The following is a 16,164-nucleotide window of genomic DNA, read 5'->3' as shown; positions in this document are numbered from 1 at the left end:
TTTTTTTGCGCGGGCTTAACCGCGAGTGCGCCGGTGCAGGCGGCAAGCCCCCCAGCCGGCCAGCCCGACCAGCACCCAAAGCAGCAGCGCCAACGCCGCCATCACCCATTCGCTGCCCGCGTGGTGCACCACCAGCCCGTCAAAGTGGTTGCCCTCCTCGTTGAAGGGCATCGTGGCCTTCTCGATCGCCCACGCCGACACCAGCGCAGCGGCCACGGCCAACACAAGGGCCAGCAGCCCCAGCGCGATGGACCCGATCCGACTGCTGCGCAATGTCATGTGAACTCCCGTGTGATGCCGCCAGCGCGGGCGTCTTCGCACTGTATCGCTATGCTTGGTGCGGCCACGCCGTTTCGAACACCCCTCCCACGATGACGCTCTCCACCTACCTCCTCTACGTTGCAGCCGTTGCGTTGCTGATTGCCACGCCCGGACCCACGATGCTCATGTGCATGACCAATGCACTCAACCACGGCCCGCGCCGGGCAATGACCTCGGTGGCCGGCTCGGTGAGCGCCGTGCTGGTGGTGATGGTGCTGTCGGCCATGGGTCTGGGCGCGTTGCTGGCCGCGTCCGAAACCGCCTTCACGGCGGCCAAGCTGATTGGCGCCGCCTACCTGGTCTGGCTGGGCATCAAGACCTTTCGCACCGATGCGTCGCCCATGGCGGTTGATGGTCAGGCCGCAGGCAAACCACGTCGCTCGTTTTATCTGCAGGGCCTGCTGGTGGGTGCCAGCAACCCCAAGGCCGTGCTGTTCTTCGCCGCATTCTTCCCGCAGTTCCTGAACCCGGCCGCACCGATGGTGCCCCAGTTCGCCATCCTCGCGTTGACCTTCATGGCCTTTGAGTTCGCCGTGCTCACCACGTGCGCGCTCAGCGTGTCGCGCCTGGCGCCTCTGCTGCGCCAGAGCGGCCCGATCCGCTGGGTCAATCGCATCTGCGGCGGCTTGTTCACGCTGATGGGCGGGCTGTTGCTGTTCACGCGGCGCAGCGCGTGATGCAAACCCGGGATTGATGTTGCGTTGCGGATCGAGCCGCAGCTTCAGGACTTGGCGCGGGGCTTCATGCGGAAGCTGATGCCCATGCGATTGATGGCATTCATGGCGGCAATCGTGAGCGTCAGCTCGACCAAATCCTTCTCGCCAAACGCGCTCAATGCGGCCGAGTAGGCCTCGTCCGAGGCGTGAGTCTCGCTCACCAGCGTCACCTCTTCGCACCACGCCAACGCAGCGCGCTCCTGCTCAGAGAACAGGTGCCCAGCCTCATGCCACACAGGAATGAGCACCAACTTTTCAACCGACATCCCTTCTGCCAGCAGATCACGCGCATGAATGTCGATGCAATGCGCACAGCCATTGATCTGTGAAACGCGCAAGAAGACCAGATGAATCAATAGGCTCGGCAGGCCAGTGCCTTGGGTGACGAAGTGGTGCAGCGATCCAATGGCCTTCGCACCCTCGGGAGATGCTTGAAACCAGACAGCGCGATTCATGGATCAGATTCCTTCAGGGTCAATAGTTGTGAAGGCCGAAATAGACCTCCTGCTCACAAGACGTTTGACAAGAACGCGCTGTGACAGTGCCGCGGCTCCGATGCGCGCAGCACGGCGTTTGCCATGGGTGCGAGGCGCCCCACCTATGCCCCTCATTGCCAACATCGATTGGCCCGTATCGATAGTTTTTGCCAAACTATGGGCTTCTTTCGATTGCCCCAGGAGCTTGCCGCCATGACTGAACTGATCCGACAAGTCCGCCCCGTCTGGGCGCAGGTGCAGCAGATGGAGCTGCCCCTGCCGCCGCACGCCTTGCGCACCGCCCTGCTTGCGTTGGGCACCGGCCTGCTGCTGATGGCCGGCCTGGCCTCGCTGAGCACCTTCTGGGCGCCCACCCGGGCGTGGTGGGACGCGGCCGAACACGGCAGCGCCATGGCCGCTGGCGTGCAAGCCTCGCTGCTGGCGGCGGTGGCCACTTCCGTGGGCGCGCTGCCGGTGTTTCTGGTGCAGCGCGTGGGCAAGCTGCAGGAGGCCGCGCTGCTCTCGTTCTCCGCTGGCGTGATGCTCGCGGCCGCCATCTTTGCCTTGCTGCTGCCGTCTCTGTCTGCAGGCGAGGCCTTGCTGGACGCCGGTCGCACGGGAGCGGCGGCGCTCAGCGGCGTGGGCCTGGCGCTGGGCATGGCGCTCATGCTCGCGGTGGACCGGTTCACGCCGCACGAACACGCCGTGCTGCCTCCCGCCGCCGCCGGCCACGCGGTGACGCACACGGCCAGCGCGGTGCACGCGGCCAGGCTCATGGTGCTGGCCATCCTCATTCACAACGTGCCCGAGGGCCTGGCCGTGGGTGCCGCCTACGCCGGCCCGCAAGACGGCGCAGGCGCACAAGCCGGCGCCTCGGTGGCGCTGGCCATTGGCCTGCAAAACATGCCTGAAGGACTCATCGTGGCCATGGCGCTGCGCACGCTGGGCCGCAGCGCCGCGCAGGCCTGGGCGGTGGCCGCGCTCACCGGCCTGGCCGAGCCGCTCGGCGCCATCCTGGGCGTGGCTGTGCTGGGCAGCGTGCCTGCGTTCTACCCGCTGGGCCTGGCGCTGGCGGCCGGTGCCATGCTCTTCGTGGTGAGCCACGAGATCATTCCGGAGACGCACCGCAATGGCCACGAGACGCTGGCCACCGGCACGCTGCTCGCGGGCTTCGTGTTCATGCTGTTACTCGACGCCGCGCTCAACTGAGTGCGCGCGCAGGTGCGGCGCGTAAGATCGCCCGCATGAGCGTTCACATCCGCTTTCTGGGCGGAGCCGGCACCGTGACCGGCTCCAAATACCTGGTGGAACACGACGACCAGCGCCTGCTGGTGGACTGCGGTCTGTTCCAGGGCTACAAGCAGCTGCGCCTGCGCAACCGCGACCCCTTGCCAGTGCCCCCCGACCAGGTGGGTGCAGTCGTGCTCACGCATGCGCACCTCGATCACAGCGGTTACCTGCCCGTGCTTGCCCGCGAAGGCTTTCAAGGCCGTGTGTGGACCACACCGGCCACGCGCGATCTCGCACAGCTCCTGCTGCCCGACAGCGGCCACATCCAGGAAGAAGACGCCGCCTTCGCCAACCGCAAGGGCTTTTCGCGGCACGCGCCCGCGCTGCCGCTCTACACCGTGGCCGACGCCATGCGCAGCCTCCAGCGGCTGCACACCGTGCCCATGCACCGCGCCTTCGAGCCCCTGCCAGGCTGGACCGCCCGCTTCAGCGGCGCTGGCCACATCCTGGGCGCCGCCAGCCTGTTGCTGGAGGTGGCGGGGCGGCGCATCCTGTTCTCGGGCGATCTCGGCCGTCCTGACGACCTGCTCATGCTCGCCCCCGACGCGCCGCCCGAGGCCAACGTGGTCGTCTGCGAATCCACCTACGGCGACCGCGAGCACCCGAACGAAGACCTGCTTGCCGAACTGGGCCCCGCCCTGCAGCGCGTGGCCGCGCGCGGCGGCACGGCGGTGGTGCCGGTGTTTGCGGTCGGGCGCGCCCAGGCGCTGCTGCATGCCATCGCGCAGCTCAAGGCCGCCGACGCGCTGCCGCAGGGCCTGCCCATCTACCTGGACAGCCCCATGGCCATCCACAGCACCGAGCTGTTTGCGCGCCACGTGGGCGAACACCGGCTGGACGCCGCGCAGTGCCGCGACATGGCCGAGGTGGCGCACATGACGCGCAGCGTGGAAGAGTCCAAGGCGATTGCGCGGCAGCACGGCCCCAAGGTCATCCTGGCCGCCAGCGGCATGGCCACGGGCGGGCGCGTGCTGCACCACCTGGCCCAGCACCTGGGCGACCACCGCAACATGGTGCTGCTCACCGGCTACCAGGCGCCGGGCACACGCGGCGCCACACTCGCCAACGGCGGCACCACGTTGCGCATCCACGGGCAAGACCTGCCCGTTCGCGCCGAGGTCGTGCAGCTCGCATCGGCCTCTGCACATGCCGACGCGCACCAGCTCATGGCGTGGCTTCGCGCGCTCCCGCGCCCGCCTCAGTGCGTGTTCGTGACGCATGGCGACATGGACGCCGCAGACCAGATGCGCCGCCGCATCCAGACCGAGCTGCACTGGCAGGCGCTGGTGCCCGAACACGGCAGCACCTGGCCCGCTTGAACTTTTTTTGTGTATCCCGACCCTCACCTGCATGACATCGCCCGCTCCCCTCCTGCTTTTGTCCGCCAGCCTGCTGATGGCCGCGCCTGCACAGGCCCAGACCCCCACCAGCGAATTCGAAACCTGCCTGAACACCCTGCGAGCCCCCGCACGCGCCGTGGGCGTGAGCGACGCCACCTTCACGCAGCACACGCTGGGCCTGCAGCCCGACATGAGCGTGATCGACAAGCTGAACTTCCAGCCCGAGTTCCGCACCGCCATCTGGGACTACCTCGCGGGGCTGGTCGACGACCAGCGCGTGGCCGAAGGCCGCGCCCTGCTGGCCCAGCATGCCGACACCCTGGCGCGCGTGAGCGAGCGCTATGGCGTGGACCCGGCCACGGTGGTCGCGGTGTGGGGGGTCGAGAGCAACTTCGGCCAGACCTTCGGCAAGTCGCCGCTGGTGCAGTCGCTCGGCACGCTCTCGTGCTTTGGCCGGCGCCAGGCGTACTTCCGCACCGAGTTCTACGCCACGCTGCGCATCCTGCAGGCCGGGCACATCGCGCCCGAGCGCCTGGTGGGCTCGTGGGCCGGGGCCTTTGGACACACGCAGTTCATGCCCAGCACCTTCGAGCGCCTCGCCGTGGACTTCGATGGCGACGGCAAAGCCAACCTGATGGACAGCACACCCGATGCACTCGCGTCCACGGCCAACTTCCTGGCCAAGGCCGGCTGGCAGACCGGCCAGACCTGGGGGTTCGAGGTCAAGCTGCCGTCGGGCTTCAACACCAGCAACGAAGGCCGCCGCACCAAACGCACCATGGACGACTGGGCCGCGCGCGGTGTGCGGCGCGTGGACGGCACCGCGCTCCCGGCCATGGGCAGCGCAGGCCTGCTCACACCGGCCGGTCCGCAAGGCCCGGCGTTTCTGGTGCTGCGCAACTTCGACGCCATCTACAGCTACAACGCGGCCGAAAGCTACGGCCTGGCCATTGCCCACCTCTCGGACCGCCTGCGTGGTGGTGGGCCTTTCGTCACGCCGTGGCCCACCGACGACCCGGGCCTCTCGCGCGCAGAGCGCCGCGAAGTGCAGACGCTGCTGATCGCACGCGGCCACGACATCGGCGAGGTGGACGGCATGCTGGGCGACAAGAGCCGCGTGGCGATCCGCGCCGAGCAGACGCGCATGGGCCAGGAGGCCACCGGGCGCGCCGGGCAGAAGCTGCTGAAGGCGCTGCGCGGCGGCTGAGGTTCGCGCGCGGCCAGGTCGCGTGAAGTCGCCACCCTGCAGCCGTTTCGGTGTCCGCTACAGTCTCGCCGATGAAGCTGCTGCTGATTGACGACCATCCCCTGTTCAGCGTGGGATTCGCCCACGCCTTGAGCCAGGCGGCGGCCGGTGTCGAAGTGCTCACCGCGGCCACCCTCCAGGAAGGACTGGCCCACGCAGCGGCCCGACCCGACCTCGACATCGTGTTGATGGACTACCGGCTGGGCAACACCGACGGGCTGGCCGGGCTGCGCCATTTCGGCGAGCGGTTCCCCATGGTGGCGCGCGTGCTGATCTCTGGCGATGAAGACCCGGCGCTGGCGCAGCGCGCGCGTGCGGCCGGCGCGAGCGGCTTCCTGGGCAAGTCGGCATCGATTGCGGCGCTGGTGACCGGGCTGCAACGGGTGGCCCACGGCGACGTGGTGTTTGACCATGCCGCCCTGCCCGTCAAGGCCGGGGCCACGGCGCGTCAACTGGAGGTGCTGACGCTGGTGGCGCTGGGTCACCCCAACAAGCGCATTGCGCAAGAGCTGGGCATTGCCGAGCGCACGGTGAAGCTGCACGTCACGGCGCTGCTCGAAGCGCTGGGCGCCAGCAACCGCACCCACCTGCTGGTGCGGGCGCGCGAGCAGGGGTTGCTGTAGATGCGGTGCTCGCGCCTGCGCGCCTGGCTGGAGGGGCTCGAAGGCGAGCAACTCGACCACCTGTTCCGGTTCACATCGTTGACGGCGCTGATGACGACGCTGGCGGCCCTGATCCTCTACGGGGCCTTGCGCAGCGGTGAAGGCTTCGACGCCGCCGACGGCTGGATGCTCGCCATGGTGGCGGTCAGCGTGGCGCGCGTGGTGGGGGCGCGGCGCTACCACCGCCTGCGTCCCGCTCGCGATCGGCTGCCGCAGTGGGCGGCGTGGGCGTTCGGCACCATCTTGCTGCAAGGGCTGCTGCTCGGCTCGCTGAGCCTGATCTGGCCGGAGCCGGCTGCGCCAGAGGTCGAGTCGCTGCTGCACATCGTCGTGGCGACGATCGCCATCGGTGCCACGGTTCCCCTGCCGCCGTTCTATCCGGTGTTCGTCGCCTTTGTGGTGTCGGTGCTGGGGCCACTGGCCTTGCGCGATGTTTGGATTGCCGACGCCTACCACCTGACGATGGCGGCGCTGGTGGTGGCCACCGGCCTGTACACGCTGCAAGGCGGGCGGCGGCAGGCGCTGGCCCTGGCGCAGACGCAGGCCGAACGCCGCAAGAACGCCGCGCTCATCGAGGCCCTGCGGCTGGAGAACCAGCGCGCCGAGCAGGCGCACGAAGCCAAGGCGCGCTTCTTTGCCGCGGCCAACCACGATCTGCGCCAGCCCTTGCACGCCATGGGTTTGCTCGCCCACTCGCTCCACCAGGGCAGCGCAGCCGCGCGCGCCGACGAGGTGCCGGCCCGGCTGGTGGAATGCGTGGACAGCATGGCGCACATCGTGGACGAACTGCTCGAACTCGCGCAGGTGGATGTGGCCGGTGTGGAGCCGCGACCCGAACTGTTCGCACTCGACGCCCTGCTGCGCGAGGTGGTGCGCGCCCACGAGCTGCCCGCCCGCCACAAAGGCCTGAGGCTGGAGATGGACAGCGGCGCGCTCACGGTGTGGGCAGACCGCCGCCTCACCGCCCGCGTGCTGGCCAACCTGATGTCCAACGCCATTCGCTACACCGAGCGGGGTGCAGTACGCCTGAGCAGCCGGGCACTGGAGGGGCGCGCGGAAGTCTGCGTGGAAGACACCGGGATCGGCATCGCCGAGCACGAGCTGCCGCGCATCTTCGAAGCGTTCTACCAGGTGGGCAACCCGGCGCGCGACAGGCGCCTGGGCGTCGGCCTGGGTCTGGCCACCGTGAAGCGCCTGGGCGATCTGCAGGACTTGCGTGTGCAGGTGCAGTCCACGCTCGGGCAAGGCAGCGTGTTCCGCTTCTCGCTGCCGCTGCACGACGCCGCGCCAGCCACCACCGCACCCCCCGTGCCACCCAGCGATGCGCTGCTGGCGCAGCGCCGCGTGCTGGTGATCGAAGACGACGCCGACTCGCGCGCGGCACTCACCGGGTTGCTGGTCACCTGGGGTTGCGAAGTGCGCTCGGCCGAGGACGTGACCAGCGCGCGTGCCCGGCTCGCCGAGGGGTTCGAGCCCGAGGCCGTGCTGGCCGACCTGCGGCTCGCGGGCGGCGCGAGCGGCATTGAAGCCGTGCTCGCCGTGCGCAGCGCACTCGGCACCGCGCTGCCGGCGCTGCTGATGTCAGGCGATGTGGACGCGGCGCAGACGCAGCGCGCGCAGGAAGCGGACCTGCGCCTGCTGGCCAAACCCGTCAAGCCGATGCAGCTGCGCGCCTTCCTGGGTCAAACCTTCGGCACCTGACCGCGGGCGTCGCCCACCTGCCCTTCGGGTCTATTCCCACCCGAAAGACGGCTGCCTACCATCGGTCGCACCCCCCGCAGCGACCACAGGACACACCCGAATGAATCAGCTCAAACGCATCGCGTGCAGCAAGCTGGCGCTGCTGCTGACCAGCATGGTCACTGTGGCAGCCGCCCAGCCCGGCAGCCCGGACAACAACACCAAGCTGGTGTCCCGGTCCGCCATCGGTGCCTGGATGTTGAACGAAGACCCCGCCCACCCGCGCCTGAACTGCTCGGTCAAGTTCCTGCCGGGCAGAAAGGGGCAGCCTGGCTTCACCATCCTCGGCCCGACCAGAAAAATGCCCGGCGGCGTGATCCTGTTCAGCGGGGCCGACATCCCGTCGACCTCCTCCCCGAAAGACATCCATGTGGAACTGCTGCAGCAAACGCTGCCGTCCACGCGGCTGCGTGCCACGCTGCTGCCGCGGCAACCCGGCGACGCAGCAGGCGCGCTGGCGGTGGCCGCAGGCGACCTTCGCCAGACCATGAAGTCGATGCGGGACCGCGAGCACAACATGCAGCTGCGGCTCGAAGGCAGCACGGTGTTTGCGCTGGACTACGACGGTCTGGCGCTGGCGCGCGGCAGCCTGTTCAACTGTCTGGAAGGCCGGCTGTTCGCAGGCCAGACCCTCAAGGAAGCCAGGGCAGACATCCGCCCACTGGGCACGTCCGTCATCAAAGGGCAGGCGTTTTTCAAGGGCGGCTTGCTGGCGGCCAAAAAGTACCCCCCCAAGGGCAGCGAGGCCGTTGGCCTGATCTGGATGACCGACGAGTTCAAGGTCTGGTACGAGCAGGTCAAGCGCGACAAGAAAATGCCCCAGCACATTCCCCTGAACATCCTCAAGCACTTCCTGCGCACGAAGGTGCTGGACGATCAAGGCGGCTTCATGTTCACCAACATGCCCGCAGGCGAATACCTGTTGATCGCCGACTACTCCTATGAAAAAACCGTCAACCAGGAAGAAGTGATCGGCCGCACCGACGTGTTTGTGGGTGGCAACTACATCGGTTCCAACGCACAGATCACGGTGGGGACGTATGCCTACCAGCAGGGGCTCACGTTCGAGAAACGCGTGGTCGTTCCCGCCGATGGCCAGACGATCGAGGTGACGCTGGACAAGTCCCAGATCATGTGTTTTCTGGTGTGCTTCTGAGCGTTGACCGGCATCCCTCACCTGCCCTTTGGGTCTATTCAAACGCGCGCACCCGCTGCCTACCATCGAATCCGTTTCCACCACTTCAGGAATGATTCGAATGGTTCAAACCAACACCCTCACCATCGCGCTGGCCGCGCTCTTCACGCTCAGTGGCTGCGGCAGCATTGCCAGCTCCACCAACAGCCTCTCCGACGACCGCCTCAAGACGGAAGCGGCAGGCTCGATCGGCCTGTCGCCCGGCGATCTGTCGCTGCTCAACCGCCGCACCGAAGGCACCAACACGTTCTATGCCGTCAAGGCGCGCGATGGCAAGGAATACAACTGCGTCATCAACGGCGGCAACCTCCTGAGCTTCGGCATGACCAACCCGCCGAACTGCAAGCGCAAGGGCAGCTGACCCATGCCGCACCAGCCCGAACGCAGCCCTGCGATGGGCCCACTCTCCAGGCTCGTCGGCCTGTGCCTGCTGGCCACCCTGAGCCCCAGCGCCATGGCGGGCTGGGTGCTCTTCCACCAGCAGGGGCAGCCCGGTCAGCGGGAGGCCTACTTCGCCGAAATCACGCGCACCACCGAGCGCACCGAGGTGGACCAGATGCTCGGCACGGGCAACGGCGCACAGGCCAGAACGAGCGTCTGGGAAATGCCTGTGATGGTGGTTCACGAATCGGCCAACGCGCCGGAGTGGAGCGAACTGAAGCTGCAGTTCGAGTGCCTCAACAAATACCGGGCACTGACCTACAACGAGTCCCGCAACGCCGCCAGAGCCCGGCAAGAGGGCAAACCGCAAAGTCCCTCCCTGATCGCGGAGGGCTGGAACGATCCGGCGCGATGGAACGACCCGGTCAACATGCGCATCGCCGCCCGCAGCTACACGGTGCCCAGGAGCGACCTGTCCAACCGGCCGCTGGCGGAAACCCCTTGGGCAAAAGACGCCCGCGCGCCGATGCTCAAGGCGCAGAAGCTGGCCTGCCAGGACGAGGATGTGCGCCAGGCGCTGCAGGCCGCCACGTCGCAGGGCGCGCTGGATGTGAACAGGTTCAACAGCGAGCTGCAAAAGATCGGCTTGCTGGAGACCGTGCATCCACTCGAAGCCAGGACGGGCGTTGCCTTGCTCGACCTCAGCTGGAACGTGCTGTGGAAGGGCAGCAAGCGACCCGACCCTTCCGGCTTCTGGGTGAAGAAACTCAGCCCTCAGGACAAAGCCCGCAACGAAGCGCAGTACGCCGCCATCCAGAAGCAGATGGACGACGCGGTGCAGAAGACCAACGAGACACACCTGCCGCAGATCCGCAAGATGCAGGCCGAACAGGCCTTCGTGGAGGCGGCGGCCAAGGTGCGCGGCCAGCGCTCGCTCAACAACATGGAGGCCGCCGCCGTGATGGCGTGGCTCGCCTACGAGGAAAGCGAAGTCGCCGCGCGAATGGGGGCCCCGGTGATCACGCAATCGGGCAACCTCAAGTTCCTCGGCTACAACCAGTCCTTCGACAACTCGTCGGCGCTGGTGCACGTTCCCAGCGGTCGTGTGATGGAGCAAGGGGTGCGCACGAGTTGCGAAGCGCAGTTCGTCATGCTGCAGGACAAGGAGCGCGTCTGGCGGGTTGCCGATATCCGCATCGCCGGCTCATCCAATCAACCGGGGGTCAACCCGTGCCGGGGCCTGCTGACCGTGCCGGACGTGCCGCCTGGCGGCAAATGAGGGCCGTCGCGGTCTTGCGATGCCTGCTCCCGGGGTTGTGGTTGCTGGCCGGGCAAGCGGCCTCTTGCCCATTCTTGCGGGCAGACGATCTGGAGGTGGCCCGCCGCCGCCCGAAGGTCTCGACCTGGGCGATGACGGACGTCGGACGCGTGGACGCCCGCGCGCACGGACGTGGCGCAGCACGTGGAAGCCTGGGAGGTGTTCCTGGTCACCACACCCTTTGTGTTTGACGAGGTGGCTTTCTCGACAGGCGATCTGCTGGCCTATGTGCGCCGGGAAAACGGAAACGACGTGAGCATGGCCACGCAGTTCCGCCATTTGCAGCGCTTGCCCTAGTGCGAGCCAGCGGAAGCGAGCGCCCGCGCCAGCCGCTCGCCCGCCGCGCGCAATCGGTCGATGAGCGCAGGCGGCCCCAAGGCCTCGAACTCCACGTCCAGCGACATCAGCCAGTACACCAGCCAGTCCAGCTGGTGCGCGGGGCAGCGCATCAGGCAGCGCGTGGCATCCATCGCTTCAAGCAGCGCGGCCGCAGGCGGGATGCGCGGCGCCATCACGGCCAGCGGCTGGTGCAGCACCACCCTCGCCTCTTCGCCCTGGATGTCCACCGCCATCGCGCCTGCCACGTAGGCGCGCAGGTCGCCACCGACCGGGCCGGCGCGCGGCGCAAAGTGCGCGCCATTCACGGGCTCGCCCTCCACGCGGTCGATGCGGAAGGTGCGCCAGTCGCTGCGCGCCGGGTCCCAGGCCACGAGGTACCAGCGGCTGCCGGTGTGCACGAGGCCCTGGGGCTCCACGGTGCGCGTGCTGCTGCGGCCTTTCACGTCGCGGTAGGCAAACCCGACCTGCAGCTGGTCGCGACACGCCGTGGCGAGTGTCGCGAGCACACCCGCGTTGACCGTCGGCCCGATGCGCTGCATGGGCAGGATCGCCGAGCGCAGCGCGTCGGTGCGCTGGCGCAGGCGCGCGGGCATCACCTGCTCCAGCTTGACCAGCGCGCGCAACGAGCTCTCCTCCACGCCGCTCACCGTGCCCGCCGCCGCAATCTGCAGGGCAATGGCCACAGCCAGCGCCTCCTCGTCATCGAGCAGGAGCGGCGGCAACGACTGCCCGGCCCGAAACGCATAGCCGCCCGCCACACCGCTGCTGGCGTGGATGGGGTAGCCCAACTGGCGCAGGCGGTCGATGTCGCGGCGCAGGGTGCGCGGGTGCACCTCCAGCCGCGCGGCGAGTTCGGCGCCAGCCCAGTGGCTGCGCGTCTGCAGGAGCGACAGCACCCGCAGCAACCTGGAAGAAGAGGACAACATGGCGCCACTCTATCGCCTGTTGAGGCCTGAAACCGTCCGCAATTGGCGCGACATTCGCCCCACGCGTCCGGCACGGTGCCGGCGCGCACTTCAACCCGTCACAGGAGGCCCCCATGTCCCGCATTGTTTTGTACTGGCACCCCATGTCCAGCGCCACGCCCGTGGCCTGCGCGCTCGCCGAGCTCGGCGTCGCGCATGAGCGCGTGAAGATCGACATCACCCAGGGCGAGCAGCGCCGACCCGACTACCTCGCCCTCAACCCCAACGGCAAGGTGCCCACGCTCACGGTGGACGGCGCACCCATGTTTGAAGCGCTCGCCATCGAGATGTGGCTGGGCGAAACCTATGGTGTGCAGCAAGGCCTGTGGCCCGCCGAAGGCACCCCCGAACGCCTGCAGGCCATGGCCTGGAGCACCTGGTCTTACGTGACCTACGGCGCGCAGATGCTGCGCGTGGAAGCCGCCCGCCACCTGGGCCAGCCTGACGACCCGCACAGCAGCGCAGGCCACAAAGCCATGGACGAACTGCTGGCCCTGCTCGACACACGCCTGGCCGAGCGGCCCTTCATCCTCGGCGCGTCGTACTCGCTCGCAGACCTCATCGTGGCCTCGGTGATCGGCTACAGCGCCTACCTGGGCGCACCGGTGCAGAAGCACCCGCACGTCACCGCCTGGCTGCAGCAAGTGCAGGCACGCCCTTCCATGCAGATCGACGCCTGAAGACCAACGCTGACGGAGCACGTGCCTTCATCCAGGGCACCCAAGGGTCCGGCTCCGCCGGCCCAAGGGTGCGCCCCCCTCCCGGAGGGGGGTCGCGCGCAGCGCGGCGGGGGGAGCTACAACCGCACTGCGGTACCGCTCACGCAGACCATCATCATCCCGTTGGTCTCGCCCAGCACTTCGTAGTCGAAGTCGATACCGATTACGCCGTTGGCGCCCATCTCGCGCGCGGACTCCATCAGGTCTTCCATGGCCGCGTCGCGCGCGCCCGAGAGCGCCCGCTCGTAGCCACCGGCGCGCCCACCCACCACGTCGCGCACCGACGAGAACAGGTCACGAAAAATGTTGGCACCAATGATGGCCTCGCCGTGCACGATGCCCAGGTACTGCGAGCGCTCAATGCCCTCGGGCAAGGTGGTGCTGAGAAAAAAACCGTCCTTGCTTTTGGAAAACCAGCCCATGTGAAAACTCCCGCTGACGCACCACCAGTCGGGTGCAGGAACATGGTAGCGACACGAGAGGGAGCGTCCCCCCAAGGGGCGCGGAGGGTCCGGCTATGCCGGCCCAACGCGCCGTCCCCCCTCGAAGCGCCGAAGGCGCGCCACAGAGGGGGCAAGCCGCACAGCGGCGCAGGGGGGAGCCCCGAATCAATGCGCCCCGCCCGCGTCCACCGCACCGCCTTGCGCGGGCCGTGCGAACCAGATCACCACCACCAGCAGGAAGAACAGCGCCGCCGAGAGGTAGAACAGGTCCGTCACGGCCAGGGTGTAGGCCTGCTGGTTGATCGTGCGGTCGATGCTGGCGAGCGCCTGTTCGCGGCTCATGCCGCTGCCCATGAGCTGGTCCAGCGTGGCCATGGCCGTGGCGCTGCCGGTGTGGATGGCCTCCGTCAGCTGCGCATGGTGCAGCGCGGCGCGGCTCTCCCACAGCGTGGTGAAGAGCGAGGTGCCCACCGCGCCCGCCGTGATGCGCACGAAGTTGGACAACCCGGCGGCCGACGGCGTCTGCTGCGGCGTGAGGCCCGAGAACACGATGGCCTGCAGCGGAATGAAGAAGAACGCCATGGCCGCGCCCTGCAACACCGTGGGGATCAGGATGGTCATGAAGTCGGCCTGGGTGTTGAAGTGCGAGCGCATCCACAGCACCACCGCGAAGCCGACAAAGGCCACGGTGGCGAGCTTGCGCGGGTCGATGCGGCCAACGTTCTTGCCCACCCACGGCGAGAGCACGATCGCCAGAAGCCCCACCGGCGCGGTGGCCAGGCCCGCCCAGGTGGCCGTGTAGCCCATGTGCTGCTGCAGCCACAGCGGCAGCAGCACCACGTTGCCAAAAAACAGGCCGTAGGCGATGGACAGCGACACCGTGCCGGCCACGAAGTTGCGCCGCGCAAAAAGGCGCACCTCCACGATGGGGTGCTTGTCGGTGAGCTCCCAGGCGAGGAAGAACGCAAAGCTCACCACCGACACGACCGTCAGCGCGATGATCTCGCCCGACTCGAACCAGTCCAGCTCCTTGCCCATGTCGATCATGATCTGCATGGCGCCCACAAACAGCACCAGCAGCACCAGGCCCACCACGTCCAGCGGCACGCGGCGCGGGCCCGGGTCGCGGGTGCGGTAGATCGACCATGTGAGCGCGGCTGCGCCCAGGCCCACCGGGATGTTGATGTAGAAGATCCACGGCCACGAAATGTTGTCGGTGATCCAGCCACCCAGCAGCGGCCCGGCCACCGGCGCCACCAGCACCGTCATACCCCACATGGCCATGGCCGTGCCCGCCTTGGCGCGCGGGTAGCTCGCCAGCAGCAGCGTTTGCGAGAGCGGAATCATCGGGCCGGCCACCAGACCTTGCAGCACGCGAAACGCGATCAGCGTGCCGATGTTGGGCGCCAGCCCGCACAGCCACGACGCCACCACAAACAGCAGCACGCTCATGGTGAACAGGCGCACCTGCCCGAAGCGCTGCGTGAGCCAGCCGGTGAGTGGCACCGAGATCGCATTGGCCACCGCAAACGAGGTGATGACCCAGGTGCCCTGCGCGGGGCTCACGCCCATGTCGCCCGCGATGGCGGGAATCGACACGTTGGCAATCGAGGTGTCGAGCACGTTCATGAACGTGGCCAGCGACAGGGCGATGGTGCCCAGCACCAGCTGTGAACCCTTGAGCGGCTCGAACGCCACGGGCGCGGCGGGTGGCGGCGGCGGTGGTGTGGGCGCGTCGGGCAGAGCGTCCGACGCGTTCAGGGTTGGGCTGTGGGCCATGGTCGTTCAGCGTGCGGTCAGCGCGCGCTCAGTGGGCCAAGGCCAGCGCACCGGCTGCCGGTGCCGCAGGCAGGTTGCCCGCGCGCGACACCGCCGTGCGCGCAGCGCCCGCACCGCTGTGCTGGCCGATGATCTGGCGCACGCGGGCATCGGCTTCGCGGTTGTCCTGCTCGAACACGTTGGTTTGCACTTCTTGCGGCGCGGTGGCGGCATCGGCGAGCATGCGGCCATCGGTCTGGCTCACGTCCACACGCGCTTCCATCGACAGGCCCAGGCGCAGCGGGTGGTCCACCAGTTCCTTGGCGTCCAGGCGCACGCGCACCGGCACGCGCTGCACCACCTTGATCCAGTTGCCGGTGGCGTTCTGCGCCGGCAGCAGCGCAAACGCCGCCCCCGTGCCCGCGCCCAGGCCGTCGATGGTGCCGTGGTACTTCACGTTCTTGCCGTACACGTCGGCACTGAGCTCCACCGGCTGGCCGATGCGCAGGTTCTTGAGCTGGCTTTCCTTGAAGTTGGCATCCACCCAGACCTGGTCGAGTGCGATCACCGACAGCAGCGGCGAGCCCGCCGGCACGCGCTGGCCCAGCTGCACGTTGCGGCGCGCCACGTAGCCCGCCACCGGCGCCTGCAACTCGGCGCGCTGCAGCGCCACATAGGCCTCTCGCACGCGGGCCGAGGCGCGCAGCACGTTGGGGTGTTGGTCCACCGCAATGCCTTCGGTCAGGCTCTGGCTGGACGCCAGCTGCTCGCGCGCGGCCAGCACCGCTGCGCGTGCGGCTTCGGCGCTGCTGCGCGCAGCCGCCAGCTGCGCCGTGGCGTGCTTGAACTCTTCCTGCCCCACCGCGCCCGAGGCCACCAGCGGCTGGCGGCGCGTCACGTCGTCCTGCAGGCGCTGCAGGTCGGCCTGCGCGCGGGCCAGGTCGGCTTCGCGCAGGGCGATCTGCGCGCCCTGGGTGCGGTTGTTGGCGTAGAGCGTGCGCACTTCGCGCACGGTTTGCGCGAGCTGCGCCTCGGCCTGTTCGAGTGCGATCTTCGCGTCGGTCGGGTCCAGGCGCACCAGCCACTGGCCAGCCTGCACATGGTCGTTGTCGTTGGCGTTGATCGCCACCACGGTGCCCGCCATTTGCGGCGTCACTTGCACCACGTTGCCCTGTACGTAGGCGTTGTCGGTGGTTTCGAAATGGTTGAGCACGAGCGCCCAGTAGGCGGCATAGCCCAGGCCAGCCGCCACCAC

General features: G+C 68.3%; 17 protein-coding genes. 11 read left to right on the top strand and 6 right to left on the bottom strand.

The window, feature by feature from the left end:
* Positions 1 to 15 precede the first annotated feature (15 nt).
* Positions 16 to 279 (bottom strand): hypothetical protein, encoded by a 264-nt coding sequence (locus KXJ60_RS00565; RefSeq protein WP_291123302.1) that lies wholly within the window; start codon positions 277 to 279, stop codon positions 16 to 18.
* A 92-nt stretch (positions 280 to 371) separates the two neighbouring features.
* On the opposite strand from KXJ60_RS00565, the gene KXJ60_RS00560 reads away from it, so the two are divergent.
* Positions 372 to 998, top strand: a complete 627-nt coding sequence (locus KXJ60_RS00560) for a LysE family translocator (RefSeq protein WP_291123300.1) — start codon at positions 372 to 374, stop codon at positions 996 to 998.
* Between the two features lie 44 nt (positions 999 to 1,042).
* Here the strand turns inward: KXJ60_RS00560 and KXJ60_RS00555 are convergent, their stop codons facing one another.
* The gene (locus tag KXJ60_RS00555; protein ID WP_291123297.1) at positions 1,043 to 1,492 is read right to left on the bottom strand and encodes a carboxymuconolactone decarboxylase family protein; all 450 of its coding nucleotides are present in this window, start codon (positions 1,490 to 1,492) and stop codon (positions 1,043 to 1,045) included.
* 234 nt (positions 1,493 to 1,726) lie between these two features.
* Between KXJ60_RS00555 and KXJ60_RS00550 the strand changes: the two genes are divergently transcribed.
* The 9 genes from KXJ60_RS00550 to KXJ60_RS00510 all read left to right on the top strand — a co-directional run bounded on the left by KXJ60_RS00550 (position 1,727) and on the right by KXJ60_RS00510 (position 10,982).
* Entirely contained in the window at positions 1,727 to 2,722 is a 996-nt protein-coding gene (locus tag KXJ60_RS00550) for a ZIP family metal transporter (protein ID WP_291123295.1), read from the top strand.
* 35 nt (positions 2,723 to 2,757) lie between these two features.
* A complete protein-coding gene (locus KXJ60_RS00545) occupies positions 2,758 to 4,122 on the top strand; it encodes an MBL fold metallo-hydrolase (RefSeq protein WP_291123293.1) in 1,365 nt (454 codons plus the stop codon).
* Between the two features lie 31 nt (positions 4,123 to 4,153).
* Complete coding sequence (locus KXJ60_RS00540; protein WP_291123291.1) at positions 4,154 to 5,350, top strand: lytic murein transglycosylase; 1,197 nt, start codon at positions 4,154 to 4,156, stop codon at positions 5,348 to 5,350.
* 71 nt (positions 5,351 to 5,421) lie between these two features.
* The gene (locus KXJ60_RS00535; protein WP_291123289.1) at positions 5,422 to 6,012 is read left to right on the top strand and encodes a response regulator transcription factor; all 591 of its coding nucleotides are present in this window, start codon (positions 5,422 to 5,424) and stop codon (positions 6,010 to 6,012) included.
* Positions 6,013 to 7,752: an ATP-binding protein gene (locus KXJ60_RS00530; RefSeq protein ID WP_291123286.1), complete on the top strand. Its 1,740-nt coding sequence runs from the start codon at positions 6,013 to 6,015 to the stop codon at positions 7,750 to 7,752.
* A gap of 100 nt (positions 7,753 to 7,852) precedes the next feature.
* Positions 7,853 to 8,947 (top strand): hypothetical protein, encoded by a 1,095-nt coding sequence (locus tag KXJ60_RS00525; RefSeq protein WP_291123284.1) that lies wholly within the window; start codon positions 7,853 to 7,855, stop codon positions 8,945 to 8,947.
* Positions 8,948 to 9,047: 100 nt separating this feature from the next.
* Entirely contained in the window at positions 9,048 to 9,347 is a 300-nt protein-coding gene (locus KXJ60_RS00520; protein ID WP_291123281.1) for a hypothetical protein, read from the top strand.
* Between the two features lie 3 nt (positions 9,348 to 9,350).
* Positions 9,351 to 10,646 carry a hypothetical protein gene (locus KXJ60_RS00515; RefSeq protein WP_291123280.1) on the top strand — a complete coding sequence of 432 codons (1,296 nt, stop codon included), beginning with the start codon at positions 9,351 to 9,353 and terminating at the stop codon, positions 10,644 to 10,646.
* 171 nt (positions 10,647 to 10,817) lie between these two features.
* The gene (locus KXJ60_RS00510) at positions 10,818 to 10,982 is read left to right on the top strand and encodes a hypothetical protein (protein ID WP_291123277.1); all 165 of its coding nucleotides are present in this window, start codon (positions 10,818 to 10,820) and stop codon (positions 10,980 to 10,982) included.
* Here KXJ60_RS00510 and KXJ60_RS00505 read toward each other — a convergent pair.
* The gene (locus KXJ60_RS00505) at positions 10,979 to 11,950 is read right to left on the bottom strand and encodes a YafY family protein (RefSeq protein ID WP_291123275.1); all 972 of its coding nucleotides are present in this window, start codon (positions 11,948 to 11,950) and stop codon (positions 10,979 to 10,981) included. The genes KXJ60_RS00510 and KXJ60_RS00505 overlap by 4 nt on opposite strands.
* Positions 11,951 to 12,063: 113 nt before the next feature.
* On the opposite strand from KXJ60_RS00505, the gene KXJ60_RS00500 reads away from it, so the two are divergent.
* Positions 12,064 to 12,669 carry a glutathione S-transferase family protein gene (locus KXJ60_RS00500; protein WP_291123272.1) on the top strand — a complete coding sequence of 202 codons (606 nt, stop codon included), beginning with the start codon at positions 12,064 to 12,066 and terminating at the stop codon, positions 12,667 to 12,669.
* 116 nt (positions 12,670 to 12,785) lie between these two features.
* Here KXJ60_RS00500 and KXJ60_RS00495 read toward each other — a convergent pair whose 3' ends face one another.
* The 3 genes from KXJ60_RS00495 to KXJ60_RS00485 all read right to left on the bottom strand — a co-directional run.
* Positions 12,786 to 13,130, bottom strand: coding sequence for a heavy metal-binding domain-containing protein (locus KXJ60_RS00495; protein ID WP_291123269.1), 345 nt, complete (start codon positions 13,128 to 13,130; stop codon positions 12,786 to 12,788).
* 186 nt (positions 13,131 to 13,316) lie between these two features.
* Positions 13,317 to 14,930, bottom strand: a complete 1,614-nt coding sequence (locus KXJ60_RS00490) for a DHA2 family efflux MFS transporter permease subunit (RefSeq protein ID WP_291123267.1) — start codon at positions 14,928 to 14,930, stop codon at positions 13,317 to 13,319.
* A gap of 28 nt (positions 14,931 to 14,958) precedes the next feature.
* A partial coding sequence (locus KXJ60_RS00485; RefSeq protein WP_291123265.1) for an HlyD family efflux transporter periplasmic adaptor subunit occupies positions 14,959 to 16,164 on the bottom strand: 1,206 nt, incomplete at its 5' end.

It is taken from the genome of Hydrogenophaga sp. (assembly GCF_019264445.1).
GTDB lineage: Bacteria > Pseudomonadota > Gammaproteobacteria > Burkholderiales > Burkholderiaceae_C > Hydrogenophaga.
The sequence above is the reverse complement of the archived record's forward strand: the minus strand, read 5'-3'. Positions and strand labels throughout refer to the sequence as shown.

Excerpts from the sequence above, each read along its gene's own strand:
- KXJ60_RS00565 (WP_291123302.1), bottom strand. The coding sequence starts at position 279 with ATGACATTGCGCAGCAGTCGGATCGGGTCCATCGCGCTGGGGCTGCTG.
- KXJ60_RS00560 (WP_291123300.1), top strand. The coding sequence starts at position 372 with ATGACGCTCTCCACCTACCTCCTCTACGTTGCAGCCGTTGCGTTGCTG.
- KXJ60_RS00555 (WP_291123297.1), bottom strand. The coding sequence starts at position 1,492 with ATGAATCGCGCTGTCTGGTTTCAAGCATCTCCCGAGGGTGCGAAGGCC.
- KXJ60_RS00550 (WP_291123295.1), top strand. The coding sequence starts at position 1,727 with ATGACTGAACTGATCCGACAAGTCCGCCCCGTCTGGGCGCAGGTGCAG.
- KXJ60_RS00545 (WP_291123293.1), top strand. The coding sequence starts at position 2,758 with ATGAGCGTTCACATCCGCTTTCTGGGCGGAGCCGGCACCGTGACCGGC.
- KXJ60_RS00540 (WP_291123291.1), top strand. The coding sequence starts at position 4,154 with ATGACATCGCCCGCTCCCCTCCTGCTTTTGTCCGCCAGCCTGCTGATG.
- KXJ60_RS00535 (WP_291123289.1), top strand. The coding sequence starts at position 5,422 with ATGAAGCTGCTGCTGATTGACGACCATCCCCTGTTCAGCGTGGGATTC.
- KXJ60_RS00530 (WP_291123286.1), top strand. The coding sequence starts at position 6,013 with ATGCGGTGCTCGCGCCTGCGCGCCTGGCTGGAGGGGCTCGAAGGCGAG.
- KXJ60_RS00525 (WP_291123284.1), top strand. The coding sequence starts at position 7,853 with ATGAATCAGCTCAAACGCATCGCGTGCAGCAAGCTGGCGCTGCTGCTG.
- KXJ60_RS00520 (WP_291123281.1), top strand. The coding sequence starts at position 9,048 with ATGGTTCAAACCAACACCCTCACCATCGCGCTGGCCGCGCTCTTCACG.
- KXJ60_RS00515 (WP_291123280.1), top strand. The coding sequence starts at position 9,351 with ATGCCGCACCAGCCCGAACGCAGCCCTGCGATGGGCCCACTCTCCAGG.
- KXJ60_RS00505 (WP_291123275.1), bottom strand. The coding sequence starts at position 11,950 with ATGTTGTCCTCTTCTTCCAGGTTGCTGCGGGTGCTGTCGCTCCTGCAG.
- KXJ60_RS00500 (WP_291123272.1), top strand. The coding sequence starts at position 12,064 with ATGTCCCGCATTGTTTTGTACTGGCACCCCATGTCCAGCGCCACGCCC.
- KXJ60_RS00495 (WP_291123269.1), bottom strand. The coding sequence starts at position 13,130 with ATGGGCTGGTTTTCCAAAAGCAAGGACGGTTTTTTTCTCAGCACCACC.
- KXJ60_RS00490 (WP_291123267.1), bottom strand. The coding sequence starts at position 14,930 with ATGGCCCACAGCCCAACCCTGAACGCGTCGGACGCTCTGCCCGACGCG.